This is a genomic window from Streptomyces sp. NPDC041205, assembly GCF_055591765.1.
In genome coordinates, this window is the sequence record NZ_JBVIZH010000002.1 from 895436 (window position 1) to 921412 (window position 25977).

The following is a 25977-nucleotide window of genomic DNA, read 5'->3' on the forward strand; positions in this document are numbered from 1 at the left end:
CGCGGCCTCCCCGGGTCCTGACCCGGCGGGTGCGACGAGAGGGCACGTACATAGGCCTGCTCCCCTTACTTGTCCTCGTCCAGGGTGTACGTACGGTCCCCGCGCGGCACATCGGCCTCGCCCCCCTGCCCGACCAGGGCGAGCCGCACGTGGGAGGCGAACGACTCGGCGTACGCGACGCGTTGGGCGTCCCGCGTGTCGAGGGCGAACGTGATGGGCACGGCTTCGTCGTCGCGGCGGCGGCTGCGGTCGTCACGGTCACTGTCGAGGGCGGTCAGCTTCCCGACGTCGATGACCTTGGCGCCCTCCACGATGACCTTCGACTGGTCCTTGCCGCGGTCGGTCTCGGCCTTGAAGGTGGCGTAGATGTTGACGGTGGAACCGGGTGTGATCTTGCCCGCCACGCCCGTCGCCGCGTCGATCATGATCGCGATCTCCTGCTGTCCCGGCTCCAGTTGGGGCCGCTTCACGATCATGTCGGTCTGAAGGAGCGAGCCCTTCCGCAACTGCGTGACGGCGATCTTCCCGCGGATCTCCCGCAGGTTGGTCACGGCGTTGTCGGACAGCCACCGCTCGGGCATCTCGACCTTCTTGAACTGGTCCGGCGCCAGCTCCTTGTACGGCGCGATGTCCCTCTTCAGCTCGTACGCCTCGACCTCGGGCCCGACCTTGGAGTTCACGTCGCGGATCACCGAGAGCACCCCGGCGAACGCGCCGAGCGCGCACAGGACCGACAGGACCAGCAGGATGACACCTCGGCGCTGGCGTGAGTTCATGGGCCGGACTACCTACCTCGTTCGTGCAGCGAGTGCGTGTGGCTACGGACAGTGAGCGGGGTGGTGCGTGGGTGTCGGACGCGTGGGTACGCGGGCGGGTTCGGCGTTAGGTCCCGCCGCGGGGCAGGGCGTGCACCGCCGGTTCGGGCGCGGCGGACGGCATCGGGGCGGCGCAGAAGGCGCAGCGGTCACCGATGAGTTCGAGGCCGCACCAGTGGCAGTCCTCCCTCCGCACGGACGACACCAGTTGGTAGAGCACGGAGATGTCCGGGATGGCGGCGGCGAACTCGACGAGCTTGCCGGTGGCCCACCAGCGCGGCGATTCCGCGGGCAGCTCCATGTCGGCGCAACCCTGGACGTTCCACGCGGGCGCGAGCGTGTCCACGACCCAGTCGGGGGCGAGCTGTCCGGCCGCGTACAGCAGCTTCGTACTGAACCCGGGCCCGGCCGGGAGCCCGTCGCCGCCCACCTTCACCAGCTCGGGCCGCGGCGCGGCGAGTACCGCGAACTGCGCTCCCGGAACCCATGACTTGGTGTGCGACCGCAGCGTCACCGGCACCCGGTCGAGCTTGGCGACGGAGCCGAGGAGGGCGCCCGCGTAGATGTAGTGGCTGAGCAGCCGGGCGGCGCAGGCGAGCACCCCTGGGCTGAAGTCGCATATCGACAACTGCCGCAGTTGGAGGGCGAGGACGGAGAGCCCGAGCGGCGGCAGGTCACTGCGCACGAGAGCGATGCGGTCGCTCTCGAGGACGGACCGGATGGCGTGCAGCCGGTGCAGGACGGCGGGCGGGGCGGAGGACGGGCAGAGCACGATCACGTAGCCGTGGTGCTCGATGAGGGTGTGCATCTCGGTGAGCGCCTGGTCCAGGGACTGTGCCTGGGACGCCTGCGCCTTCGTCTTCCCGGCGGAGGCCTTGGCGACCGCCGACTTGGCGGCGTGCCCCTTGCCCGCGTGCCCCCGCGCGGCCTGCACGGCGCTCTGCAGGACGGCGGCGGTCGGGGTGTGCCGGTCGGGCGAGGGCAGCACCAGCCCGGGGCTGGTGACGGCTATCGCGGTCGGCATGCGCACACCCCCGGCTCCGAGTCCTCACGCTCCCGTCCGCACGCCCACGTTCACGTGCGCCTCTGACTGTGCACCATATCCACGCGGAGCCCTGGCTAACACCCAACTTCGCACTGTTCACCTCCGGGTTGTCGTGTTGCTTGTGCTCGCCGGAGTGTCCGGAGGGTCGATCGCCCGCGGTCCACGGGCCACCGGGGGCGGTTCGTGGCGGCTCGCGCGGGCCCGCCCGCCCGGCGCGCACCCGGTCGCGCAAGAAGTCTTGACAACCCCAATGGTCTGGACCAGCTTGTACGACCAGCGGTGGCCACCCGTTTTCGTACCTCCTCCCCAACTCCCCCCACGGAGGCAGAAGATGGACCGCGCACACAGGAAGAGGAGCGCCCTCGTCGGCGGGCTCGCCGCGCTCGGGCTCGCGATCGCCGGGCTCGCGACCGGTGGCACCGCGAGCGCCGACGCGTCGCCGGACGCGAAGGACACCGGTTTCCGGGCGGCCGCCGGGACGCAGGCCGCCGCCGGGGCCAACGCCGTGCCCAAGCACGCCCTCACCGGCTACTGGCAGAACTTCAACAACGGCGCCACCGTGCAGAAGCTCAGCCAGGTGCAGGACCAGTACGACATCATCGCGGTGGCCTTCGCCGATGCCACCGGGACGCCGGGGCAGGTGACCTTCAACCTGGACTCGGCCGGGCTCGGCGGGTACACCGTCGATCAGTTCAAGGCCGACATCAAGGCGAAGAAGGCGGCGGGCAAGTCCGTCGTCATCTCGGTCGGCGGTGAGCGCGGTGCCGTCGCGGTCAACAGCTCCGCCGCCGCCACGAACTTCGCGAACTCCGTCTACTCCCTGATGCAGCAGTACGGGTTCGACGGCGTCGACATCGACCTGGAGAACGGGCTCAACTCCACCTACATGACGCAGGCGCTGAAGTCGCTGGGGCAGAAGGCCGGTCCCGGGTTCGTCCTGACGATGGCGCCGCAGACCATCGACATGCAGAACAAGAACAACGAGTACTTCAAGACGGCCCTGAACGTGAAGGACATCCTCACGGTCGTCAACATGCAGTACTACAACAGCGGTTCCATGCTCGGGTGCGACGGCAAGGTGTACAGCCAGGGGTCCGTGGACTTCCTGACCGCCCTCGCCTGCATCCAGTTGGAGGGCGGGCTCGCGCCGTCCCAGGTCGGCATCGGCACCCCCGCCTCGACGCGCGGCGCCGGGTCGGGCCATGTCGCCCCGTCCGTCGTCAACAACGCCCTCGACTGCCTGGCCAAGGGCACCAACTGCGGCTCCTTCAAGCCGTCCAGGACCTACCCCGGCATCCGGGGCGCGATGACCTGGTCGACCAACTGGGACGCGGCCAACGGCAACGCGTGGTCCAACGCCGTGGGTCCGCACGTACACGGGCTGCCGTAGCCGTACCGTCCGGGGTCACCCTCTGTCCGCAGCGCCGCCGCTCCCCCGGCGGCGCTGCCGTCTTGCACGGGGGCGTCCTCGGACTCGTACGGGTCAGAAGAGGCGTTCCCAGTCCACGTCGATGACCTGCTTGACGCACAGCACCAGGAACAGCAGGCCCGCGATCGTCAGCATGCCGTTGCTCAGCCAGCTGTTGCGCCACGGGGCCGGTGTGCGCGAGGTGTTGAGGAGCCAGAGCAAGGTGAGGGCGAGGAAGGGCATGAAGAACGCGCCGAGCACGCCGTACGCCACGACCAGGCCGAAGGGCTCGTCGAGGAAGAGCAGGCCCATGGGCGGGAAGGTCAGCCAGAGCAGGTAGGCGCGGAAGGGGAGGGACTTCTCGCGCCTGCCCGCGGCGACCTCCTTGACCATGTCGCTCTCGGCGGCGACCCCCGCAGTGGGGTCCGGGCCCGTGTCGGCGCTGACGGCCTCCCCCTCGGCGCCCCCGGACACCGCGGCGCCGTCCCCGGCCCCCCGCTCCCGCAGGAACCGCTCCACGAAGTCCGCGAACATCAGGCTCACCCCGTGCCACACGCCCATCAGCGCGCCGAACGACGTCGCGAAGAAGCCGATGAGGAACAGGTTCGCGGTGACCGCGCCGAAGCGGTCCTCCAGGACGTCGCCGAGCTGGATCAGGCCCTTGTCGCCCGAGGTGAGCGCGATGTGCGAGGAGTGAAGCAGCTCCGCGCCGATGATGAGCATGGCGACGACGAAGACGCCGGTGGTGATGTACGCGACGCGGTTGTCCAGGCGCATCACCCGGATCCAGGTGATGTCGGTCCAGCCCTTGGAGTTCACCCAGTACCCGTACGCCGCCATGGTGATGGTGCCGCCGACGCCGCCGATCAGGCCGAGGGTGTAGAGGATGGAGCCGTCCGGCAGGACCGGGGCGAGGCCCGCGAACGCGTTGCCGAGGTCGGGGGCGACCCTGATCGCGACGTACACGACGACCAGGAACTTCATCCCGATCACGACCGTCATGACCTTCTCGAAGACGGCGTACCGGTTGAACCACACGAAGGCGAGGCCGAGCAGCCCGCAGACGACCGCCCAGGTCTTCAGGCCCGGCCCGTCCGGGAACAGCGCGACCAGCGGCAGCGCGCTGGACGACATCGCCGTGGCGCCGTACACGAAGCCCCACACGACGACGTAGACGCCGAAGTAGTACGTCGTCCACTGGCCGAGGCTGCGCCAGCCCTCGAAGAGGGTGCGGCCGGTGGCCAGATGCCAGCGGCCGGTGGCCTCCGCGAGGGAGATCTTGACCAGGCAGCCGATGATCGCGGCCCAGAGGAGGGTGTAGCCGAACTTGCTGCCCGCGATCAGCGTGGCGACGAGGTCGCCCGCTCCCACGCCGGTCGCGGCGACGACGATGCCCGGGCCCACGTACTTCCAGCTGGGTTTGCGCAGCGGGACCTTGACCCCGCCCGCACCCGCTCCGCCGTTCTCACCGACCTCGCCACCCGTGATTTCAGCCATGCGATCAAGAAAGCGCAAAGACTCCTGGTGCACAAGAGGCGCGCAGGGACGGCTCAAAGGCGCCATTGACCGGAGCATGCCATGCCGCGACCATGGGCCCGCACGGCCGTACCACCGGGCGTACGCGCCGCACTCGGCGTACGCCGCGCGCCCCGCTCCTCCTGTAAGCCGCACGCCGCACGGCACAACCCCCCACCCCCACAGGAGCATTCATGCGACTTCGCATACGCGGAAAGAGATCAGCGGCCCTCGCGGCCATGCTGGCCCTCGCGGTCGCGGCGCCCCTCAGCGCCAACGCGTCCGACTCCTCGTCCCCCTCGGCCAAGAAGGCGGCCGCCGCCACCGCGGCCGACGAGGACGTCCGCCAGTACTCCATCCCGGGTCCCTCGACCCCCGCCGCGCGCACGGCGGTCGCCGCCACCGGCGTGTCCATCGACGAGGCCGACGACCACGCGGTCGTCGTCACCGCGGACGCCGCCCAGGCCAAGAAGCTGCGCGCCCTCGGGTACAAGCTCAAGGTGCTTCCCGCGCCGCCCGCCCGCACCGACGGCAAGCGCGTCGAGGTGCGCGACTTCCCGCCCGCCGACTCCCGCTACCACAACTACGCCGAGATGAACGCGGAGATCGACCAGCGGCTCCAGCAGTACCCGAACCTGATGAGCAAGCGCGTCATCGGCAAGACCCACCAGGGCCGCGACATCGTCGCCATCAAGATCAGCGACAACGTCGGCACCGACGAGAGCGAGCCCGAGGTCCTCTTCACCCACCACCAGCACGCCCGTGAGCACCTCACGGTGGAGATGGCCCTCTACCTGATGCGCGAGCTGGGCGCCGGCTACTCCACCGACGCCCGCGTCAAGAAGGTCGTCGACTCCCGCGAGATCTGGATCGTGCCGGACCTCAACCCCGACGGCGGCGAGTACGACATCGCCAGCGGCTCCTACCGCAGTTGGCGCAAGAACCGCCAGCCCAACGCCGGTTCGGCCAACGTCGGCACCGACATGAACCGCAACTGGAACTTCAAGTGGGGCTGCTGCGGCGGTTCCTCCGGCTCCACCGGCTCCGAGACCTACCGCGGGCCGCGCGCCGAGTCCGCCCCCGAGGTCAAGGTCGTCGCGGACTTCGTACGCAGCCGGGTCGTCGGCGGCAAGCAGCAGATCAAGGCCGGCATCGACTTCCACACCTACAGCGAACTGATCCTGTGGCCCTACGGCTACACCACCGCCGACACGGCCCCCGGCCTCACCCAGGACGACCGCGACGCGCACGCGGCCGTCGGCCGCAAGATGGCCGCGAGCAACGGCTACACCCCCGAACAGGCCAGCGACCTCTACATCACCGACGGCTCCATCGACGACTGGCTGTGGGGCAACCAGAAGATCTTCAGCTACACCTTCGAGATGTACCCGCGCTCCGGTGGCGGCGGCTTCTACCCGCCCGACGAGGTCATCGAACGCGAGACGTCCCGGAACCGGGACGCTGTGCTCCAGCTTCTGGAGAACGCGGATTGCATGTATCGGTCCATCGGGAAGGAGCAGCAGTACTGCTCCGGTAGTTGACGGCGGCTGACGGCAGCCGACTGACGGCAGTCAGGGCTACGCGGGCACGGCGAGGGGTGTCTCCTTGAGACCTCTCGCCGTGTTCCTGCTGCTCGCCGTACTCCTGTCTGTCACTCGGCACTCGTCACTCGTCACTCGTCACTCGCTCCTCGGCTGACCGAGGCTCGGGGAGCCGGCGGGGAGGGCCGGGCTGGTGCCGCACTTGTAGACCTTCTGGGCGGCCAGGCGCAGGGTTTCGGCGGTCAGTTCGGCGAAGGCCTTGGCGTCCGAGCTGTCCGACGGGAATTCGTCCATGTCGTAGACCCTCGCTGTGATAGCGCCCGGGTAGCCCTGCATTGGGCAGTTCAGGAGCAGCACAGCGGCACGCTTCGAGGTGTATCCCCGAGCTTCACCGAGTCGCAGCGGGGCACTTCCCGGGTTGCTGGCGACACGTTCGACTTGTTCTTCCGCCTCGTGACGAGTCTTGAAGCTGTCCGTGTCCAACTCGGCAGGACTCTGCCCATGCTGCCTCGCCGCGCTGCGCACGGCATCGTACGTGGCATCGGCAGAATTCTCGCGCTGCTCGTCCAGGAATTCCTGCCGCTCCTGCGCCGCGTCTTCACTGGAATCTCTGCGGTACTTGTCGACGACACTCTCACGTGCGTCCTCAGCGATCCAGCCCACTACATCGCCGACGTAGGGAATACCACTCACGCCGATCGTGATGGCGCGTTCCGCCCACTTGCCCGTCGTATCGATGCTGCTGTTGAATTCCTCGTCAGCCGCGATTCGGTCGTCATGGACAGCTTGCGCGCGCTTCGGCCATGATTCCGGCGATCCCAGCGCCCGGGGCGACCCTGTTGCTCACATCGCTCTTGACCGTCGCCTCAGAAAGGCCATCAGGGTTTCTGGACCGTCTCGTGAATGAGCTGGGTCGTGGTGGATTGCTGGGCGTTGAGGATGGCGCCGTAGGCTCCGGGGTCCGTACCCACCGTTCCCAGGAGATTCCGCACGGTCGTCATGCCGAGGTTGCCGATGTTCGCGTTACTGCCGTGCGGTTCGCGTCCGCCCGGCCCTGGAGGTCCTTCGCGTGGTCGAGGCTGTTCACGCGGACGTCGGAGAAGTCGTGCTTGCCGCGTGCCAGTGCGCGTAGGGCCCGTTCGGCGATGTGGTCCGTCTCGTCCGCCTCTCGCAGGACGCGGGTGGCGTCCAGCATGACCGCGACGAGATCCGCCTGCGTGGGAGTGCCGTCCTTGGCGGCTTACCGCGGCGAGCGGGCCTCCGCCCCGCCTGCCGGGGTGATGCGGATGTTGCGCTTCGCTGCGCCGTCCGCCACGCGCTCCATCTCGTCCTTGTGCTGGGCGAACGCCTTCAGCGCACCCTGAAGGACCGCGAGTACGCTCTGCGCCGACGTGTGACGGCGTCGTCGAACTCGGACGCCGTCTTCACTACGAACGCCTTGCCCACCGTGGCGTTGACGCCCTTCCAGTCGGCCAGCTCCGCCTTGCGCTTCAGTAAGGCCGCGCTGTCGGCGCAGCCTCCGCCGGTGGCCAGGTCGCTCAACCGATACGCCTGCCCCAGCTTCCGCATCTCCGCCGCAGCCTCCTGCCGGACCTTCTCCTTGGCCGCCGCGATCCGCTCCAGCTCGTCCGCCGACTTCGCGCCGACCGCCCGCGCGTCCGGGTCGTTGGCGTTGGCCTGCGCCGCCGCCGAGTTCCCTTGCGCGGCACCCTTGTCACGAGGGATCGACGCCTGGGCGTTGGCGATCGCCTCCGACGCCCGCGACAGCCACCTCGCCGACTCCTCGCTGAAGTCCCCGAGGCGAAGCGTCGAGTTGGCCAGGTCCCCGCTCCACGTACGGAACGCCGACGCGCCCTCGCCCTTCCACCGCACCCACTGCGGGCGCACGTCCAGTTCGTCCGCGATCTTGCGGATCTCCGTGGCCGCGGCGACGAGACGGTCCGCGGCCGCGTGGACGTGGCCGCTGTTCGCCTGGTCCAGCTACGCCAGCATCTGCTCGTGGCTCATGGACTCGAACGAGGTGCCGCCCATCAGATCGTCCCTCCCGCGTCGCCCGCCCGATCCGCCGGGCCCCGGTCCACCCGGCCCGGCTCCTCCCTGCCACCGGTGCCCCCTGCGCCACCCGCGCCACCGGACCCGTACCGCTCCGCGATCCCCGCGCTGATCTCCGCCATGCGATCGCGAATGTCGTCGTCGACGTTCCGATACCCCTTGTGCGAGGCGAGGACGGCGATGCCCATGCCCTCTATGGAGTCGGAAAGGAGCTTGGACAGGGTCTCGAGTTCGGTGATCACCGTTTCGTACGCGCCGAAGACGCCGGACGCCTCGGCCCAGGCCCCGTCCCCGGCGCCGAACTGGGCGCGCGCCAGCGGCTCTTGTCCCACCTTGCCCGGGCCTGCCGGGGACCCCTTGAGGTCGTGGATCAGCTCGTCGACGCGCTGTTTGAACTTGACGAAGGACGAGAACTCCGTGGCCACATCAGCGGCCGCGTCCCGTACGCCGCCGAGCACGTCCGGCATCCACGACGCGGCGCCCGACCTCCCTGACGGCGTCGCCCCACCCGAGCCTGACAGCACCAGTCCACCCCCGAACGACCACAGTCAGATCACATAGCTATCGCGAACTACTGAGCAACTCTAGCCACGGGGTACGACAGTCCGTATTCAGATGATCACCCATGACGTCAGTTCCAGCCATCACGAGGTCCAGGTCCACCAGGCCGACCCACCGACTCCGTCGCCCGGCGCCTTGCCCTGTCCAGGCACGCTCACGGAACACCACGCGCCGACGACCGCGCCGTACCAGCCAAAGCACGTGCGTTGCCGCGAACGGCGCGTCCCGGCAGCCACAGCGGGCGCCCGCCCGACGACTCACAGCCCCGCCTCAGGGACACGTGGCCCGATGTGACCCCAAAGTCAGCCAGCTGACGCCCAGTTGAAGCATTTCGTCGGTGCTGCCCCACTGTCAGACTCCCGGCATGGGATCGATCTTCGCGTTCCTCGTGGGCCTCAACGCCTACGATCCGCGGCTCGCCAGGCCCCTGCGCGGCTGCGTCAACGACGTCACCGCCGCCCGCGAGTTGCTGACCCGGCGTACCAACGGCACCGCCAGGACCGCCTTGGTGTGTGACGGCGAGGCGACCGTGGACGTGGTCGAGGCCGGCATCCGGCGCTTCCTCGGCGCCGCGGGGCCGGGCGACACGGCGCTCTTCTGGTTCTCCGGGCACGGCACGCGCACCTGGGCCACGGGCGCCGACCTGCTCGTCGAGGCGACCGGCCGGAACCAGGCCCTGCTGTGCGCGGACGGGCCGCTGCCCGACAAGCGCCTCGGCGCGCTGCTCGACGCGGTGGCCGCGCGCGGCGCGCACGTCGCCGCCGTCCTCGACTGCTGTTTCTCGGGCGGTGCGACCCGGGAGCCGGAGGGCCTCATCGCCCGGTTCGCGCCTGCGCCCACGCCCGCCTCCGAGCCGTCGCACCCGCGTGCCTCCCGCACAGCCGAGGCCCGGGACGTGCCTGTACGCGAGGACACCGCGCGGCACGTGCTCCTCGCCGCGAGTCGGCTCGACCAGCTTTCGTACGAGGGGCAGTTCGGCGGTCGACCGCACGGCGCGTTCACGTACGCCCTCCTCGGCGCCGTCCGGGACGCGGGGCCCGACGTGACGTACCGGAATCTTCTCGCGGCGGCGGACGCGCGGGTGCGGCGCGGTGGCGTCGGGCAGCAGCCGGTGCTGTTCCCGGCCACTCCGGGGGGCGTCGCCGATCTGCCGTTCCTGGGTGGGGCCGTGGTCCGGGTGCCGGGTCCTTATCTGCTGCGGTTCGGCGCGCGGGGGTGGGAGGTCGACTGCGGGACGGGGCACGGGCTGCGGGACGGGGCGGGGGCTTCGGGGACGGAGTTCCGGGTTGTGGGGGACGAGGGCGTCGGGGACGGAGGGGAGATCGAGGGCGCGGCTGAGCGTCCCGCGCAGGGCCGGGACGCTCAGGCACAGGAACCTCAGGCACAGGAACCTCAGGCACAGGAATCCCGGGCACAGGAAGCCCGGGCCCGGGAGCTGCGGGCGCGCGAGGTGTACGCCGACCGTACGCTCGTGGACCCGTTGGGGTGGGAGCCCGACGCGGGGCGGGTGTACCCGGTGGCGCTGTCGGCCCTGGCGCTTCCGCTTGCAACGGTGAGCTTCGAGGCGCCTTCGGGCGGGACGCGCGCGGCCGAACCCACCGGCAAGCGACTCTCCGCCCTGGAAGCCGACTTCAGGCACGCCGTCGCGACCTCCGGCCCAGGCAACGGCCCCTCCCCCCTGCTCCGCCTGGCCTCCGCCCCCACGCCCGCCGACTCGGAGGCCGCCACCCCCTCCGCCCCCGCCGACGCGGACGCCACCGCCGCCCCCACTGACGCGGACGCCACCGCCACCCCGTCCACCCCGTCCACCCCCGCCGACCTCCACTTCCGCATATCCCCCCGAGACGGCCTCGCCCACATCCTCCGGCGCGACGACACCCCCCTCACCGCGCCGCTGCCCCTCGCCGAGCCCGGTGACGTACCGCGGCTCGTGAACTGCCTGTCGCACCTCACCCGCTGGCATCAGATCCGCGATCTGGCGCCGCGGCCCTCGGTGCTCGACAACCTGATCCAGGTGGAGATCACACCGTGGGGCGCCCCGCCGGGACAGGCGTTGGTGCCGGACGGCAGCGGTGAGATCGTCTGCGCGTACGGGCCGGAGGGGGCGGAGCCGCGCGAGCCGTGGGTGTCGATCCGGCTGCACAACCGGTCGCCCGGACGCACGCTGTGGTGTCTGCTGCTCGATCTCACCGACAGCTACGGAAGCCACTCGGTGCTGTTTCCGGGCCACTTCATCGGGCCTGGCCGCACCGGCCACGCGTTGGACGGGGAGCCGGTGCAGTTGTCGCTGCCCGCGTCCCGGGCGGCCGTGCCGGGGGCGTTCGCGCGCGACTGGTTGAAGCTCGTCGTCGCCGAGGGCGAGTTGAACACGGTGCCGTTCCACCTGCCCGCGTGGGACGCGGATCGCTCGGGGGCGCGGGACGCCGTCGTCGGCTTCGGTACGGGGGCGCTGCGGCTCGACCCGCCCGAAGCGGCCGGCCGTGACCTCGGCGGCGTCAGCTCCGGGTCCCCCGGCCGCTGGACCGCCCGCACGATCAGCCTGCGTACCGTCGTGCCGGACGCCTGCTGACCTACCGGACGCCTACTGACGCCTACTGACCCAGGTGCGTGAACCCCGCCCACGCGCTCAGGTCGTCCGGGTCGACGCGGCGGGCCCGGAACGCGAGCGACGCGGGGAGCGTGGGTGGCAGGACCCGGTCCGGGTCGACCATCCACAACTGGGCGCGGCGCAGGGCCCGCGCGGGCGGCTCGCCCTCGGCCCTGAGGTAGTGGTGGGCCATGAACATCAGGACCGACGTGGCGTCGTCGGGCACCGGCCAGAGCGAGCCCACGACGGACCGCGCGCCCGCGACCAGGAACGCGGTCGCGAGACTGTACGCCTCGTTGTGGCCGTGTCCGGAGACATGGCTGCGGCAGGCGGCGAGCAGGACGAGGCCGAGCCGTCCCCGGCGGCCCGCGCCGACCGCCTCGGTGAGTTCCTCGGCCGACAACTCGCCGCCGTACAGGCTCAGGTGGGAGCTGCGCCGGGCGCTCGGCGTGACGGCGGCGTGGCAGGCGAGGTGCAGGACGGCGCCGTCGTCGCCGCCGTCGCGCGTCAGCCAGGACACCACCTCGTGCGGCGTCCCCGGACCGGCGCCGTCCCCGACCGCGCGGCGCCCGAGGAACTGGCCGCGCGGGTAGAAGACGCGCTGCACGGCGTCCGCCTCCTCGCCCGCGTACCGCAGGTCGCCGGTGGGATCGCCGACGACCAGGGCGGCGCCCGTGTGCGGGACGGCGGGGCGGGCGGCCACCTCGCAGAGCAGCCGCGCCGACGCGGCGTAGGAGATCTCCGCGTCGGCGAGCGCGTACCGGCGGCGGCCGTCGGGGTCTCGGGTCCAGGCCGCGTGCCAGGGGACCAGGCCGAGGGTGCCCATCGGGACGAGGACCAGGCGCGGGCCGCGCCCCGCGGGGGCGGCGAAGGCGTCGAGGAGCGGCTTGAATCCGGCGGACCAGGCCCAGCCGCAGAGCCGGTCGAGCTGGGCGCGCAGGGGCGGCCGCGGGCGGCGGCCGGGCGCGGCGCCCGGCACCGGGCCCAGGTCGCGGGCGGCGGTGGCGGCATCGGCGGCGGTGACTGCGGGGGCGGCATCGGCGGCGGTGGCAGGGGCTGCGGTGGCTGCGGGAGCTGCGGGAGCTGCGGGAGCTGCGGGAGCTGCGGGAGCTGCGGGAGCTGCGGGAGCTGCGGGAGCTGCGGGAGCTGCGGGAGCTGCGGGAGCGTACTCCCGCAGCGGCGCCGCGTCCCGGTTCAGGAGCGGCAGCGGTACGCACGTCACGTCACCGCTCGACGTGACGACGACGGCGGTGCCGCCGATGTCGTCGGACGCGGGCACCAGGTAGACCAGGGCGTCCTTGCCCTGGGTGCGCAGGGCCGCCGCGATCTCGGCCGTCGTGGGCGGGTCGAGGAGCCGGCCCTGGGCGCCGCCGGAGCCGGTGAGGGCGGCGAGCACGCGGCGGCGCAGCGAGCTGGGCAGGGTCGGCGCGGCGGCGGCCGGGTCGAGCGCGGCCTCCGCGCCGGACTCCCGCCACTCCCGGGCCAGTTCCTCGTGGCCGGCGGCGACGAGGCGTTCGGGCACGGTGCTCGACGTGGTGGCCGCGTGCAGGACCAGGCCGCGGCAGGCGTCGAGCGCCTGCACGGCCTCCTCCAGGGCGTTGTCGCGCAGGCACCAGGCGGCGACTTCGAGTGCGGCGTCGGTGGCCTGCGCGGCGGCCTGCGCGGCGTGGCCGGTGCCGGACTGCAGGAGGGCCGCCCAGGTGTGGCCGCGGAGGGCGTCGAGTCCGGTGCGGCGTGCGGTGTCGAGGTCGCCGCGCAGGCGCAGGGCATGGGCGAGTGTGCGGCCCGTGTGGGCGTAGAGGCGGTGCTCGGGGCCGCCGCAGCCGCGCAGCGCCGTCTCCAGGAGGTCGATGCCGGTCGCGAGGGAGCGGGCGCGGGCGGCGGGGTCGCGCTCCGCCTCGGCGAGGGTGCAGTGGCCCCCGCCGAGACCCGTGGCGTACCGCAGGCTGTCGTCACTGCCCTGCTCGGCCAGGTCGTACCCGTCCTGCAGCAGTTCCATGGCCTCCCGCAACGCGGCCGGGTCCCAGGGGTCGGCGGCGCGCCCCACGCGCACGGCGCCGCTGTCGCCGAGGACCCGGGCCCGGCGGTCGCGCGGCAGGCGGCGGGCCTCCGCGCGCATCCGGGCCGCGCTGAGCCGGTCGGCGAGGGGCGGCGCGGGCGGAAGTCCGAGGGCGCGGGCGAGCCGGTCGCGGGCGTAGAGCAGGTCCTCGATGACCGTGCCGAGTTCGGCGCGTGCCGGGTGGTCGTCCGCGAGCCCGTCGCGGGCCTCGGCGGCGACGCGGATGTTCCGGTCGGCCTCGGCCACGTCGCCGCGCGCCACGGCGTCCAGGGTGTCGGCCGCGGCGTACTTGGCGTCCAGGAGGCGGCGGTTGTGCTCGGTGATCTGCGGGCTGTGGCGAAGGCGCGCCCACGTCGCCCGGGCGGCGTCCCGGTCGTCGCCGGTCGCGGCGTGCTCCGAGCGCGCGCCGAGGGCCTGGAGGTAGCCGATCTCCGCGGCGTGCTGGTGCTGCCGTTCCGCGTCCGTCACGGCACCGGCTTCGTCCGCGTCCCCGGGGGCTCCCGGTGCTCCCGTGGCCGGGCGGGCTCCGGCCCGTATGAAGTGGTCGACGATGTCGTCGAACCGGTTGTCGAGTCCTGCCACGGAGTCCCGAAGCCGTACGTTGCCGACCGCGGCGTGGGCCTGCCGCTGCCAGTCGGGGTCGTCCGGGCGGAACGCGAGGACGCAGGCGATCAGCGCGTCCTTCTCCTTCGCCCGGTCGAAGAACATCGGCATGTGCGGCATGTACCGCAGCATTTCGAGGGCCGCCTCCGCGCGGTGCTCCTCGGACTCCTCCCTGCTCCAGGCGGCGAACGCCCGGTCGAGGCGGGGGACGAGCTCGTCCGACGGCGTGGCGCCGGACGACCAGCCCGGCATGCCCTCGACGCCGCCGCTGTGGTCGAAGTAGAGCGACCCCTCCTCCACCGCGTCCATCATCCCTTGGATGGCCGCGGACATGGCGTCGCCGGAGTCCGGGACGAGGCCGCGTTCGTGGAGGACGAACCGGGCCCAGCCGGCCATCATCTGCCCGCCCGCGTGCACGACGCGGGACACCCGGTCCTCGGCCCGGCCCTCGGCGAGGACCAGCTCCGCGACCTCGGCGACTTCCTGGACGCGGCGTATGTCCTTGTCGTCGTAGTAGCGCGCCTGGAGGAACTGGGCCAGGCACAGCGCCGTCCTGGCGACGCCGCCGTCCCGCTCGGGCCGCCATACCGCGATCGCGCGCCGGATCAGGTCGATGGCCCGGTCACGGCCCGCGGCGTCACCACGGTGTGTCGCCCGCTCGTAGAGGATCTTCCCGAAGCCGTCGAAGTGGCCCGGACCGAGCAGCGCCTCGTACCCCGGGTCGTCGAGCAGGTCGAGCACCTTCCCCTCAAGGGCCTCGGCCTGCTGCGGATCGGGCCAGGCGCTCCAGACCGCGCTGCGGACGTAGACGGAGCGGAGCACCGCGTCCCGCACCCAGGGCGGTTCGTCCCCCGGGCGCTGCCGCACCTCGCTGAGCGCGCGGTCCAACTCCGCCGCGGCCTCCTCTAGTCGGGCCCGCTCGACCGTCCTGGCCACGAGGCTCCCGGACGCGAACGCCAGCTCCGCCAGCGCGACCCCCAGGCCGTACCGCACCTCCTGCAGGTCGCTGGACGGATGACCCGCGTCGAGGACCGCCCCGTAGTGCGCGGCGGCCGCCTCGGCGTCGGCGGCGGTGCCGCCGTGCCGCAGGGTGCGCTGGAGGTACAGGTGGCCCTGGTTGGCGCGGATGCCGAGGACGACGGCGTCGTCGAGGCCCTCGCAGCGGACCGCTTCCTCGTAGCGGCGCAGTGCCTCGTCGAGGAGTTCGGGCCGCGGGTCGGCCTCGTAGCGGAACGCGACGACGTGCGCGTACGCGGCCCGCCACAGGCTCCAGTCGGCCGAGTCGCCGGGGGCGAGGAAGGCCGCGTCGAACGCCGTGGCCGCCCGGCTCAGGTCGTCCGGGCGCCACTCCTCCATGAACGCGAGGAGGCCGAGGAACCCTGCGCGGGCGTGCAGTTCGGGCGCGTCCGGGTCGTCGGGGGCAAGCCCGCAGAGCATGTCGAGGAGTTCGTCGCGCTGGGCGCGGAGGCCGTCGGCACCGGCGGGGGCCGCGGCGTCTTCGGTGGTCACGGGGCGGCCTCCACGGGGTGAGAGGAGCGGGGCGGGCCCGCACGGGACGGGAAGGGGCGGGGTGGGCCCGCGGCGGACGGCGACGGGCGGGGCCCGCGGTGGGCGGGAAGGAGCAGGGCTCAGGGCGCGATCCGGACGAAGTACGGCTCAAGGAGGGAGTTGAGCCACTCCTGGCCTTCATCCGTGCCGAAGTCCACGACGCCGTCCTCGACGACCTCGACGGTCCCCGGCGGGCAGCGGTCGCCGAAGAGGACCACCGCGCGGTCGCCCGGCTCCCGCTTGGAGGCCCAGAGCAGGCCCCGGGCCCAGGGGCCGGTGTGGTCGCGGATCCAGTGCGCCCAGTCACGGGTGTACGCGTACTCGCTCGCCTCGGTGTGCACCAGCCAGCTGTCCTGGTGCACGGCGGCGAGGTCCCGTGCGGTGGTCAGGGAGACGACGTCGGTGTCGGCGGCGAGCCGCAGGGTGCTCAGGCGCCGGTGCTCGACGCTCACGCGGGGCAGCAGGCGGGGCCCGCCGTCCGGGTCGAAGGGCAGGGAGCGCAGCAGGGTCTCGCAGACGGCGGCGGCCGTGCCGATGCCCGCGTAGAGGTAGGCGTACGGATCGCAGGACGTGCCGTCGAACCGGCCGCCGCCGTACAGGCAGTGGGAGGGGCGCGGGTTGAAGGCGGCGGCGTCGCGGTGGCCGGAGTGCACGCGGTACAGGGTGGTGCCGCGCGGGAGGGTCGCCTTGGCGGGCGTGCCCTGTGGCTCGGCCGGGGGGCGGTAGTTCGGCACGTCTACCCCTCCTCCATCAACAGCCGTGCGGTGTCGACCAGTTGGCGGTCCCTGCCGGTGTCGAGGAGCCGGGCGGGGCGCTCGCCGAGCCAGGCGTTGTCCGACAGCCACCAGTCGGCGGCGCCCCAGGGGTCCCGGTCGGCGGCGAGGTGTGCGTTGACCTCCAGGACGACCGGGCGGGGCGCCGCCTCGTCGCCGTCGAACTGGAAGCGGGGCAGTCGCCGTCGCCCGCCCTCGCCGGGGAGCCTGATGAGCGCGGGCAGTTCCGGGTCGCCGCCCTGCCGGGCCAGCACGTCGGCGTCCCACGCGGGCTCGGCGAGCAGCCGTTCACGCACGGGCCCGAGCACCGGCCCCACCATGCGGTGTCCGTCCATCACCAGGACGGCGAAGTCCTCGGCCGAGTAGCCCTGGTAGGCGGGGTGCGGGTCGGTGTCGGCGGCGACGTCGATGAGGCCGCCGGCGAGGCGCGCGTCCGGCCCGGCGCCGAACTCCTCCGGGAACCGGTGCCGCAGCAGCTCCGCGGCCCGCTCGGCCGCCTCCCGCCGTTCGGTCTCGGCCGCGCCCCGACGGCGTACGACGGCGAGCAGCTCGGCGAGCCGGTCGCGGGGCGGGCCCGCGAGCCGGGCGGCGAGGCGGTCCCAGGTGGCCGCCGCGGCGCCCAGTACGACGTACGGATTCACTGGCCTTCTCCCGTTCGTCGGTGCCGGGTGGGCCCGGCCTTCATGGGCGTCCGTCGATGCGTCGGTGCCGGGTGGGCCCGGCCTTCATGGGCGTTCGTCGATGCGTCGGTGCCGGGTGGGCCCGGCTTTCCTGGGTGTTGGCCGATGCCGCCGCGCCCCGGGCCTCATGGGCCGTCCGCTCCGCCGAGTCCGGCGAGGAGCCGTTCGACGAGGTCGCCGCGGGCGTGTCTGCGGACCACGAAGTGCACGTCGAGGTCGGCGCCGCGGACGAGTTCCGCCTCCACGGCCGCCCACAGCGCGGAGAAGCTCTCCAGCGGTGACAGGCCGCCGCGGCCCGCGCCGAGGAGCGGCAGGCAGACGGAGGTGAGCGGCGGTTCGGCGTGCGCGTTCTCGGCCGTGAGGAGCGCGAGGGCGCGGGCGACGCCGCGGGTCAGGTCGGCGGGCTGGACGTCGTAGTCGTTGGTGCCGGGCCGGGGCACGGCCACGGCCACGTGGTAGATGCGCCGGATGCCCTGTTCGGCGAGCGCGCCCGCCGAGGTGGCGGCGACCGTGCCGGGCAGCGCCTCGCGCCCCGGCGCCGCGTGCCGTGCGGCCCACCGCGCCAGCTCGTCGTGGACGCGGTCCTCGACGAGTCCCCCTGAGGCGTCCCTGCGCGCCCCGGCCCTGCGCAGGGTCGCCGCGACGGACGACTTGTAGGCGGCGGGCAGCGAGAAGTAGGTGTTGGACGGCGACAGGACGACGTCGACGTCGCGCAGGAGGTCCACCGAGTGGACGTGCACGGTGACGGGAACGGTGCGGTGGGCGAGGCGGACGGGGACGGTGCGGTGGGCGGGCGGCAGGGTCAGCCGCTGGGCGGCCGCGGGGACTTCGGCACCCGGTCGGGCACGCTCCGCAGCGCCCACCGCCGCCACCGCCCCCACCGCCGCCTCCGGGGACGGCCGCGGGGCCGCGATGTCCACGATCCGCTCCGCGATCTGTCCGAGCACCATCAGCTCATGGTGTTTGCGGAAGCGTTCGACGCTGACGCCGTAGACCTGCGCGGCGCGCCTGCGCCGGGAGGAGGCGGGCCAGTCCCGGGTGCCCTGGGCGAGCCCGAGCGTGAATTCGGCGGCCTCCTGGAGCGAGCCGCCGCCGACGGCGGAGACGGCGGTCCGCAGCAGCCGTTCCACGGCTCCGCTGTCCGTCGGGGACGGCGCCGCCGAGGGTAACTCGCGGGCTATGCGGATCAGTTCGGGTGTCTCGAGTTCGCGCAGCCTGAGGAGTCCGGCACGCCGCACTCTCCTCACCTCCGCGAGAACCGATCCGTGATCGGGTGGACGGGGAGTGACCGGCATGGCGGCAAGGATCGCACCGCGTCACACCCGCCACAAGCCCCGCCCACCCGGCTCCCCCCGGCCTCCCATTGCACACGAGGGGCCGGTCGGGAACGGGGCGCGGCGGGGCGGTTCGGGGTCGGATCCGGGTCGGACGGCGGTCTGTTCCGCGCGGCCGTTGCTACGTCGCCGGGTACTTGCGGGCCGAGGTCACCTGGCAGGAGTAGACGAGGCGGTCGTTGGTGCTGTACGGCGCGTGCATCTCGACGGTCCGGTCGCCGCCCGAGGAGACGGTCACCGTGTCGCTCCGGTAGGCGAGGGTCCTGCTCGCGACGGCGGAGCTGGATGACTGGCCGACCTTGAACACCACCGAGAAGGAGTACCGGAAGGCCTGGTCGGAGGAGGAGTTCTGGATGTCGACGTCGTAGGTGATCCGGCCGTTGGTGCGCTCGTAGCTGCAGTTCTGGCCGATCACCTCGCCGATGGCGTTCGAGTCGTACGTCGGCTGGCTGCTGCTGCCGGAGCTGAGCCCGCCCGAGCCGGTGGACCCGCCGGAGGTGAGCCCGCCCGAGCCGCTGGAGCCGCCGGAGCTGAGCCCGCCGGAATCGCTGGAGCCGCCCGACGACGTGCCCGGGGTGTCGGGCAGCCCGCTGGGGTTCGGCGACAGCGAGGGATTCGGCATGGTCGGCATGGTCGGTGGCGCGGGCGCGTCACCACCGCCGAAGGCCTTGTCCTCCGGGTTGTCGGTGCAACCGGAGAGCACGGCGACGGCGGTGAGAGCGAGAGCGGCGGCGCCGACGGCGCGACGGACACGCATGTACTGATCCCCCGAGTACTGAATTTTTCCGACAGTTCGCACAGAGCGGACGGTGCGAACAGGTGATTGAAAGGCGTAGAGCCCCGGGCAGGCTACCCGGTCGCTCCCGGAAATCCGTCGGCGTCGGCACGCGTAGCACTCCCGTTGCCGACCCGTACCCATCCTGTAGCCCGCCCCGGCGGGCTCGCAGGCCGTACGGCACCGCCCTCCGTCGCGGGCTCCGTGGCCGCACGGACCCCTTGGTACCTTGACCGCTCACGCACCCATGTGCAGGGAAGACATCCACCATCGGGGGACTCATGAGCAACTGGCAGCCGCAGCCACCGCAGTACGGCCAGCCACCGCAGTACGGCCAGCCACCACAGCAGCCGGGATACGGCTATCCGGGCCCGGGCCAGAACATGGCCCCCTACCCTCCCCAGCAGCCGGCGCCGCACGGCTACCCCTACGCCCCCGGCTTCCCGCCCCCCGGCGGCCGCGCGCAGCCGGGCAGGGCCTTCTTCCTCGGACTGCTCGTCTCGCTGGGCATCGGCCTTGCCTACGCGGGCCTGCTGGTCGCCAGCCACAAGGACCTCTCGCGGGTGGGGCTCCAGGCCACCTATCTGGCCTGTGCCGCGGTGCTCGCGGTGGTCGTGGGCGTGGTGACCGGCCGCACGGGCGGCCGCGCCGCCGGACCGCACGTCTGGGCCGCGATCCTGGCCGCCCTCGGCGCGTACCTCGGCGTCGCGAACGGCTATGTGTTCACCCTGCTCGACATCGGCGGCACCGACCTGCTCGAGGCGATGCTCGACCACGAGCCCATGTCTCCGCACAAGTTCTGGTGGGAGCGCCTCAACGGCGGCATCGCCCTCGCGGGCCTGGCCGTGGCCATGGTCGGCGCCTACAGCGTGGCCCACGCGGTCAGCAAGAAGCAGCCGTACTGAGGCCGAGGGGCTTCCCTCGGGCGGCATGTGAACGGGGATGCGCGGCCGGATCGCCGCGCATCCCCGTTCACATGCCGCCGGACAGCGGACGTACGGCTACACGAACAGGCTCACCACCGCCGCCACCGCGAACCCCGCCACCGAGAGCACCGACTCCAGGACCGTCCAGGTCTTGAGGGTGTCGCGCTCGGAGATGCCGAAGTACTTCGCCACGATCCAGAAGCCGCCGTCGTTGACGTGCGAGGCGAAGATCGAGCCCGCGGAGATGGCCATGATGACCAGGGCGGTGAAGGCGTTGGAGTAGTCGCCCTCGGCGAGCAGCGGTGCGACGATGCCCGCCGTGGTGACGATCGCGACCGTCGCCGATCCCTGGGCCACGCGCAGGACCAGGGAGATGAGGTACGCGAGGACGATGACCGGCAGACCCACGTCGTTGAAGGTGTCGGCGAGGGCGCCCGCGACACCGCTGCCCTTGAGCACGGCGCCGAAGACCCCGCCCGCGCCGACGACGAGGAGGATGTTGCCGACGGGCTTCAGGGACGCCGTCGACACCGTCTCCAGGGACTTGCGGGACCAGCCGCGGCGGATGCCCAGCAGGTAGTACGCCATCAGGAGCGCGATCGTCAGGGCGACGAAGGGGTGGCCGAAGAACTCGATCACGCTGCGGAGCGTGGACGGGTCGAAGGCGATGGAGGAGAACGTCGCGAGCAGGATGAGCAGCAGCGGGGTGCCGATGATCAGGAACACGGTGCTCAGCGCGACCGGCTCCTCCGTCGGGGTCAGGCCCTGCGCGCGCTGCTCGTCGGCGACGGCCGCCTTCGCCTCCTCGGAGGCCTCCAGCATGTCCTGCGGTACGGGGACGAAGATTCGCTTGCCGATCCAGGCGGAGAACACCCAGGCCGCGAGCACGGCGGGGACGCCGCAGACGATGCCCATGAGGATGACCCAGCCGAGGTCCACCTTCAGCAGTCCGGCCGCCGCCACGGGCCCGGGGTGCGGGGGCAGGAAGGCGTGCGTCATGGACAGGCCCGCGAGCAGCGGCAGGCAGTACAGGAGGATCGACTTGCCGCTGCGCTTGGCGGCGGCGTACACGATCGGCGCGAGGACGAAGATGCCGACGTCGAAGAAGACCGGGATGCCGAAGATGAGGCCGGTCAGGCCCATGGCCACGGGGGCGCGCTTCTCGCCGAAGAGGTCGAGGAGGCGCCGGGACAGCACCTCGGCCCCGCCGGAGACTTCGAGGATCGCGCCGAGCATGGTGCCGAGGCCGATGATGATCGCGACATGGCCGAGGATGCCGCCCATGCCGGTCTCGATGAGGGAGACCGCGTCCGACTTCTGGACCGTGCCGAAGAGTTCGGTGACCGACAGGCCCGCTGCCAGGCCGACGGCTATGGAGACCGCCAGGAGGGCCACGAACGGCTGGAGCCTGACCTTGATGATCAGGAAGAGGAGCAGCAGGATGCCGAGGGCCGCGACGGTCAAAAGGCCCGCCGTGCCGTCGATCAGGGCCATCAGGCCGCCGGTGTGCGGTGGGGTCTCTTGTGCGGGGGCGGTGGCCGCGAGCGTCGCGGACACGGGGGAGGACGGGGACATCGTTGACCTCGTAAGTGCATGGGGCTTTCTTGGGCAGGGGGGATCGCGGCGCGGCGCCCGGGTCGGCACCGCGCCGTGATGACGTGCGGCTTGCGGGTGGGGGGCGGCGACGGGCCGCGGTCAGGGGTGGTGACCGGTGCGGCCGTCGCCCGCTGCGGCGATCAGCCGAGTACGGCCAGCGCGTCGATCTCGATGAGCAGGCCCTTGGGCAGGCCGACGTACACGGTGGTGCGGGCGGACGCCGGGGCCTTGAGGCCCTGCTCCTCGAAGTACTGGTTGTAGATCTCGTTCATCTCCGCGAAGTGGTCCACGTCCGTGAGGTAGACGCGCATCATCATCACGTCGTCCCAGGTGGCGCCGCCCTCTTCGAGGATCGCCTTGACGTTGGCGAAGGTCTGCAGGGTCTGCTCGCGCAGGGTCGGGCCCGCGGGGGTGGGGGCCTTGCCCTCCTCGGCGGGCAGGAAGCCGACCTGGCCTGCGACCTGGAGGATGTTGCCCTTCTTGACGCCGTGCGAGAACTTCGCGGGCGGGGCGGTGTGGGTGGCGGGGGTGATGGCGGTCTTCTCGCTCATGGACTTGCCTTCTCCGTAGGGGTGTTGCTTCGTTGCGTCGTTACGTCGCTACTTGGTCACGTCGTCGCGCCGTCACGTCGAGTTGCTTCTCGGGAGTACTACTTCTCCGGGGCGTGCCCCGAGTACTCCCTGCTGATGGCCTCCGCCGTACGCCGTACCAACGGCAGCAGCCGCAGGAGTTCCTCGGCGGTGACGACGACGTTCGGGGCGGACACCGACATGGCGGCGACGACCCGGCCGTCGGCGCCGCGGATGGGGGCGCCGATGCAGTTGATGGACTCCTCGTGGCCGCCGAGGTCGGTGGCCCAGCCCTGTTCGCGCACCTGCGCCAGCTCCTTGAGGAAGGCGGCGGCGTTGGGCGTGGAACGGGACGTGTACGCGGGATAGTCGAGCTTGTCCGCGAGGGCGCGGCGCTCGGCCTCGGGGAAGTCGGCGAGGAGCAGCTTGGCGACGGCGGCGACGGTGATGGCGACGGGCTTGCCGATGCGCGAGTACATCCGGACCGGGTAGCGGCTCTCGACCTTGTCGATGTAGAGGACTTCCTGCTCCTCGTACACGGCGAGGTGGACGGTGTGGCCGCACTTCTCGTTCAGGGCGAGGAGGTGGGGGTGCGCGATCTCGCGCACGTCGAGGTTCTCCACGGCTTCCTGGGCGAGCGCGAAGAGCCGGGCGCCGAGGCGGTAGCGCTGGTCGGACTGGCGGAAGACCAGGCCGTGTTCGTGCAGGGTGCGAAGCAGGCGCAGGGCCGTGGACTTGTGCACGCCGAGGCGGTCGGCGACCTGGCCGAGGTCGGCGGGGCCCTCGGCGAGCAGCGGCAGGATGGACAGGGCGCGGTCGACGGTCTGGCTCATGTCGGACGTACCTCCTCGTCGGCCACGGCGGTGGCCCTGGTCGGGTCGGCCGCCGCCGTCCAGCCGGGGCGGAGACGCAGAGTCTCCCAGTCGGCGGGGTCCAGGGCGGCGAGGGTGTCGGCGTGGCCGCGCGACGGCGGGGTCGCGAGGTCGCCGGGGACGGTGAGGGCGGCGGCGGCCATCAGGTGGCCGTGGCGCAGACGGCGCTCGGCGGGCAGGCCGCGCAGGGTCGCGGAGAGGAAACCGGCGGCGAAGGCGTCCCCGGCGCCGACGGGCGCGACGACGTCGACGCGCAGGGCGGGGACGAAGGTGACGGTGTCGCACCCGGTGGCGTGGTCGGCGGCGAAGACGGTCGCGCCGCGGGCACCCTGCTTGACGACGAGCACGGCGGGCTCGGGCAGGGCGGCCCTGATCGCGGCCGGGCCGCCGGTGACGTCCCAGGCCGCGGCGGCCTCGTCCTCGCCGACGAAGACGAGGTCGGCGCCGCGGGCGAGGTCGAGCAGGACCTCGGCGCCGTCGTCCGCGCGCCACAGGCCCGGGCGGTGGTTGACGTCGAAGGAGACCAGGGAGCGGCGGCCGGGCCTCCGGTGGCACAGGTCGCGGACGAGGGCGAGGCAGTCGGCGGAGAGGGCGGCGGTGATGCCGGAGAGGTGCAGGACGCGGCCCGACCACAGGGCGTCGTGCGGCATGGTCGCGGGCGACATCGCGGAGGCGGCGGAGCCCGCGCGGTAGTAGACGACCTCGTGGGCGTCGGCGCCCCGGTCGTCGGCGGTGCGGAAGTAGATGCCGGTGGGGCGGTGCGGGTCGCGGCCGACGGCGGAGGTGTCGACGCCGTACTGCCCGATCGTCTCGACCAGGTGGTCGCCGAATCCGTCGGCGCCGACGCGGCTGACCCAGCGGGCGCGGTGGCCCGCGGCGGCCAGGGCGCAGGCGACGTTCGACTCGGCGCCGCCGATGCCGCGCTCGAACGACGGTACGTCGGCGAGCCGTCCCGGGCGCGACGGCAGGAACGTCACCATGGACTCGCCCACCGCCACCACGTCGGTGTCCAGGGAGTTCGTGTCTCCGGCGGCGCCTGCTCGGGTCACGTCGGTGTCAGCCTCTCGCTCGCTTCACTCGCCCGCCGGATCCGTTGACCCGGCGTTGGCTCGGATGTTAGACAGCAGTAAGCGACATACGCAATGAACGTTGCATATTGTGCAACGCCCACGATGGGGGGCGTTGCGAAGCCACACCGACGAGCTCGGGCAGCGCAAGGCTGACGGGCCCGAAGAGCCGAGGAGGCGCCCCATGGCCGCCGACAAGCCCGCCCCCGCCGACCGCCGCGCGCACGCCGTCGCGCGCCTCGCCGACGAGCGGATCGACCACCGCTTCAAGGCGCTGCCGCCGGACGCCGACGGGCTGACCGTCGGCGAGCTGGCCGCGGAGCGCCGCAACCTCTTCACCGGCGGCTTCACCACCCCCGTGCTCGCGCTCTCCGCCGAGCGCCTGGAGCACAACCTCGCGCTCATGGAGGAGTACGCCACCCGGCACGCCCTCGCCTTCGCGCCGCACGGCAAGACGTCCATGGCTCCCCAGCTCTTCGAGCGCCAACTCGCCCACGGTGCCTGGGGCATCACCCTCGCCGTCCCCCACCAGGTGCGCGTGGCCCGCGAGTTCGGCGTCGAGCGGATCTTCCTCGCCAACGAACTCGTCGACGCGGCCGCGCTGCGCTGGCTCGCCGCCGAACTCGACGCCGACCCCGGCTTCCGCTTCATCTGCTACGTCGACTCGGTACGCGGCGTGGAACTGATGGACGCGGCCCTCCGCTCGGCGGGCGCCCGCCGCCCCGTCGACGTCGTCGTCGAACTCGCCGCCGGCGACGGTGCCCGCACCGGCGCGCGCACCGAGGCGGACTGCGCGGACGTCGCCGACGCCGTCGCCGCCGTCGGGACGCTGCGGCTCGTCGGCGTCGCCGGGTACGAGGGGGAGGTGCCGGACGCCACGCCCGAGCGGGTGCACACCTGGCTGCGGCGGCTCGTCGCGCTCGCCGAGGAGTTCGACGTGGCGGGGCGGTTCAAGTCCGGTGGGCTCGACGAGATCGTCGTCAGCGCCGGGGGGTCCGCGTGGTTCGACGCGGTGGCCGACGAGTTCGCCTCCGTCCCGCGGCTTTCCCTGCCCGTCCTCAAGCTGCTTCGGTCCGGGGCGTACGTCTCCCACGACGACGGGCACTACGCGCATCTCACCCCCTTCAACCGCGTCCCCGAGGAAGGGGCCCTCCAGCCCGCCTTCCGGCTGTGGGCGCAGGTCGTGTCGCGGCCCACGGCCGAACAGGCCTTCGTCAACGCCGGCAAGCGGGACGCGGCGTACGACCTGGACCTGCCCGCCGCACAGGTCGTCCGGCGCGGCGACGGGACGGAGGCCGCCGCCGACGGGGTCGTCGTGACCGGGCTCTCCGACCAGCACGGGTGGCTGCGGACCGCCTCCGGCGTGGAGCTGGAGGTCGGGGACTGGGTCGGGCTCGGGCTCTCCCACCCCTGCACGTCCTTCGACAAGTGGCAGCTGATCCCTCTGGTCGAGGCGGACGGAACGGTCACGGACTACATCCGCACCTACTTCTGACCGCCCGTCCAGGGGCACCCCCGAATCGCGCTCCGCGCTCGTCCTCAATCGCCGGACGGGCTTTCTCCCACCCACCCGCCCAACCTTCCCCCAGGGCCGCCCAGAAGCCCGGCACCCCCTGGCCCCGAAACACCTCTCCGGCCCGCCCCGGGGAGG

22 protein-coding genes are annotated in these 25977 nt (G+C 72.5%); 6 read left to right on the plus strand and 16 right to left on the minus strand.

What is annotated here, in order from left to right; genetic code table 11:
• Window positions 1-65: 65 nt before the first annotated feature.
• Complete coding sequence (gene cpaB / locus ACZ6BG_RS10925) at window positions 66-776, minus strand: Flp pilus assembly protein CpaB (protein WP_468451276.1); 711 nt, start codon at window positions 774-776, stop codon at window positions 66-68.
• A gap of 106 nt (window positions 777-882) precedes the next feature.
• A complete protein-coding gene (locus ACZ6BG_RS10930; protein WP_468999596.1) occupies window positions 883-1839 on the minus strand; it encodes a hypothetical protein in 957 nt (318 codons plus the stop codon).
• A gap of 352 nt (window positions 1840-2191) precedes the next feature.
• Here ACZ6BG_RS10930 and ACZ6BG_RS10935 point away from each other — a divergent pair, with 352 nt between their 5' ends.
• Window positions 2192-3250, plus strand: a complete 1059-nt coding sequence (locus ACZ6BG_RS10935; protein ID WP_468999597.1) for a chitinase — start codon at window positions 2192-2194, stop codon at window positions 3248-3250.
• 93 nt (window positions 3251-3343) lie between these two features.
• Here ACZ6BG_RS10935 and ACZ6BG_RS10940 read toward each other — a convergent pair whose 3' ends face one another.
• Window positions 3344-4765 (minus strand): Nramp family divalent metal transporter, encoded by a 1422-nt coding sequence (locus tag ACZ6BG_RS10940; RefSeq protein WP_468999598.1) that lies wholly within the window; start codon window positions 4763-4765, stop codon window positions 3344-3346.
• A gap of 212 nt (window positions 4766-4977) precedes the next feature.
• Here ACZ6BG_RS10940 and ACZ6BG_RS10945 point away from each other — a divergent pair, with 212 nt between their 5' ends.
• On the plus strand, window positions 4978-6324 hold the full coding sequence (locus tag ACZ6BG_RS10945; RefSeq protein ID WP_468999599.1) for a M14 family metallopeptidase: 1347 nt from the start codon (window positions 4978-4980) through the stop codon (window positions 6322-6324).
• 138 nt (window positions 6325-6462) lie between these two features.
• Here the strand turns inward: ACZ6BG_RS10945 and ACZ6BG_RS10950 are convergent, their stop codons facing one another.
• Window positions 6463-6618, minus strand: a complete 156-nt coding sequence (locus tag ACZ6BG_RS10950) for a hypothetical protein (protein ID WP_468999600.1) — start codon at window positions 6616-6618, stop codon at window positions 6463-6465.
• Window positions 6619-6825: 207 nt separating this feature from the next.
• Here ACZ6BG_RS10950 and ACZ6BG_RS10955 point away from each other — a divergent pair, with 207 nt between their 5' ends.
• Complete coding sequence (locus ACZ6BG_RS10955; RefSeq protein WP_468999601.1) at window positions 6826-7131, plus strand: hypothetical protein; 306 nt, start codon at window positions 6826-6828, stop codon at window positions 7129-7131.
• 190 nt (window positions 7132-7321) lie between these two features.
• On the opposite strand, the gene ACZ6BG_RS10960 is transcribed toward ACZ6BG_RS10955, so the two are convergent.
• The 3 genes from ACZ6BG_RS10960 to ACZ6BG_RS10970 form a co-directional block, all read right to left on the minus strand.
• Window positions 7322-7519: a hypothetical protein gene (locus ACZ6BG_RS10960; protein WP_468999602.1), complete on the minus strand. Its 198-nt coding sequence runs from the start codon at window positions 7517-7519 to the stop codon at window positions 7322-7324.
• Window positions 7520-7674: 155 nt separating this feature from the next.
• Window positions 7675-8211, minus strand: coding sequence for a hypothetical protein (locus ACZ6BG_RS10965; RefSeq protein WP_468999603.1), 537 nt, complete (start codon window positions 8209-8211; stop codon window positions 7675-7677).
• Window positions 8212-8354: 143 nt separating this feature from the next.
• Window positions 8355-8900 carry a hypothetical protein gene (locus ACZ6BG_RS10970; protein WP_468999604.1) on the minus strand — a complete coding sequence of 182 codons (546 nt, stop codon included), beginning with the start codon at window positions 8898-8900 and terminating at the stop codon, window positions 8355-8357.
• 401 nt (window positions 8901-9301) lie between these two features.
• On the opposite strand from ACZ6BG_RS10970, the gene ACZ6BG_RS10975 reads away from it, so the two are divergent.
• Entirely contained in the window at window positions 9302-11506 is a 2205-nt protein-coding gene (locus tag ACZ6BG_RS10975; RefSeq protein ID WP_468999605.1) for a caspase family protein, read from the plus strand.
• Between the two features lie 22 nt (window positions 11507-11528).
• Here ACZ6BG_RS10975 and ACZ6BG_RS10980 read toward each other — a convergent pair whose 3' ends face one another.
• The 5 genes from ACZ6BG_RS10980 to ACZ6BG_RS11000 all read right to left on the minus strand — a co-directional run bounded on the left by ACZ6BG_RS10980 (window position 11529) and on the right by ACZ6BG_RS11000 (window position 19278).
• Window positions 11529-15695: a CHAT domain-containing protein gene (locus ACZ6BG_RS10980; protein WP_468999606.1), complete on the minus strand. Its 4167-nt coding sequence runs from the start codon at window positions 15693-15695 to the stop codon at window positions 11529-11531.
• Window positions 15696-15814: 119 nt separating this feature from the next.
• Complete coding sequence (locus tag ACZ6BG_RS10985) at window positions 15815-16468, minus strand: RES family NAD+ phosphorylase (protein ID WP_468999607.1); 654 nt, start codon at window positions 16466-16468, stop codon at window positions 15815-15817.
• A 2-nt stretch (window positions 16469-16470) separates the two neighbouring features.
• On the minus strand, window positions 16471-17148 hold the full coding sequence (locus tag ACZ6BG_RS10990) for a hypothetical protein (RefSeq protein ID WP_468999608.1): 678 nt from the start codon (window positions 17146-17148) through the stop codon (window positions 16471-16473).
• A 164-nt stretch (window positions 17149-17312) separates the two neighbouring features.
• Complete coding sequence (locus tag ACZ6BG_RS10995) at window positions 17313-18482, minus strand: macro domain-containing protein (RefSeq protein ID WP_468999609.1); 1170 nt, start codon at window positions 18480-18482, stop codon at window positions 17313-17315.
• Between the two features lie 160 nt (window positions 18483-18642).
• Window positions 18643-19278, minus strand: a complete 636-nt coding sequence (locus tag ACZ6BG_RS11000) for a hypothetical protein (protein WP_468999610.1) — start codon at window positions 19276-19278, stop codon at window positions 18643-18645.
• Window positions 19279-19577: 299 nt separating this feature from the next.
• Between ACZ6BG_RS11000 and ACZ6BG_RS11005 the strand changes: the two genes are divergently transcribed.
• The gene (locus tag ACZ6BG_RS11005) at window positions 19578-20201 is read left to right on the plus strand and encodes a hypothetical protein (protein ID WP_468451242.1); all 624 of its coding nucleotides are present in this window, start codon (window positions 19578-19580) and stop codon (window positions 20199-20201) included.
• 96 nt (window positions 20202-20297) lie between these two features.
• Here ACZ6BG_RS11005 and ACZ6BG_RS11010 read toward each other — a convergent pair whose 3' ends face one another.
• The 4 genes from ACZ6BG_RS11010 to ACZ6BG_RS11025 all read right to left on the minus strand — a co-directional run bounded on the left by ACZ6BG_RS11010 (window position 20298) and on the right by ACZ6BG_RS11025 (window position 24308).
• Entirely contained in the window at window positions 20298-21797 is a 1500-nt protein-coding gene (locus ACZ6BG_RS11010) for a GntP family permease (RefSeq protein ID WP_468999611.1), read from the minus strand.
• Window positions 21798-21958: 161 nt separating this feature from the next.
• Complete coding sequence (locus ACZ6BG_RS11015; protein WP_030357976.1) at window positions 21959-22369, minus strand: RidA family protein; 411 nt, start codon at window positions 22367-22369, stop codon at window positions 21959-21961.
• 98 nt (window positions 22370-22467) lie between these two features.
• Window positions 22468-23220: an IclR family transcriptional regulator gene (locus ACZ6BG_RS11020; protein WP_468999612.1), complete on the minus strand. Its 753-nt coding sequence runs from the start codon at window positions 23218-23220 to the stop codon at window positions 22468-22470.
• Complete coding sequence (locus ACZ6BG_RS11025) at window positions 23217-24308, minus strand: sugar kinase (protein WP_468999614.1); 1092 nt, start codon at window positions 24306-24308, stop codon at window positions 23217-23219. The genes ACZ6BG_RS11020 and ACZ6BG_RS11025 overlap by 4 nt, the downstream gene beginning before the upstream one ends.
• Window positions 24309-24510: 202 nt before the next feature.
• Here ACZ6BG_RS11025 and ACZ6BG_RS11030 point away from each other — a divergent pair, with 202 nt between their 5' ends.
• Window positions 24511-25821, plus strand: coding sequence for an alanine racemase (locus ACZ6BG_RS11030; RefSeq protein WP_468999615.1), 1311 nt, complete (start codon window positions 24511-24513; stop codon window positions 25819-25821).
• Window positions 25822-25977: the final 156 nt, after the last annotated feature.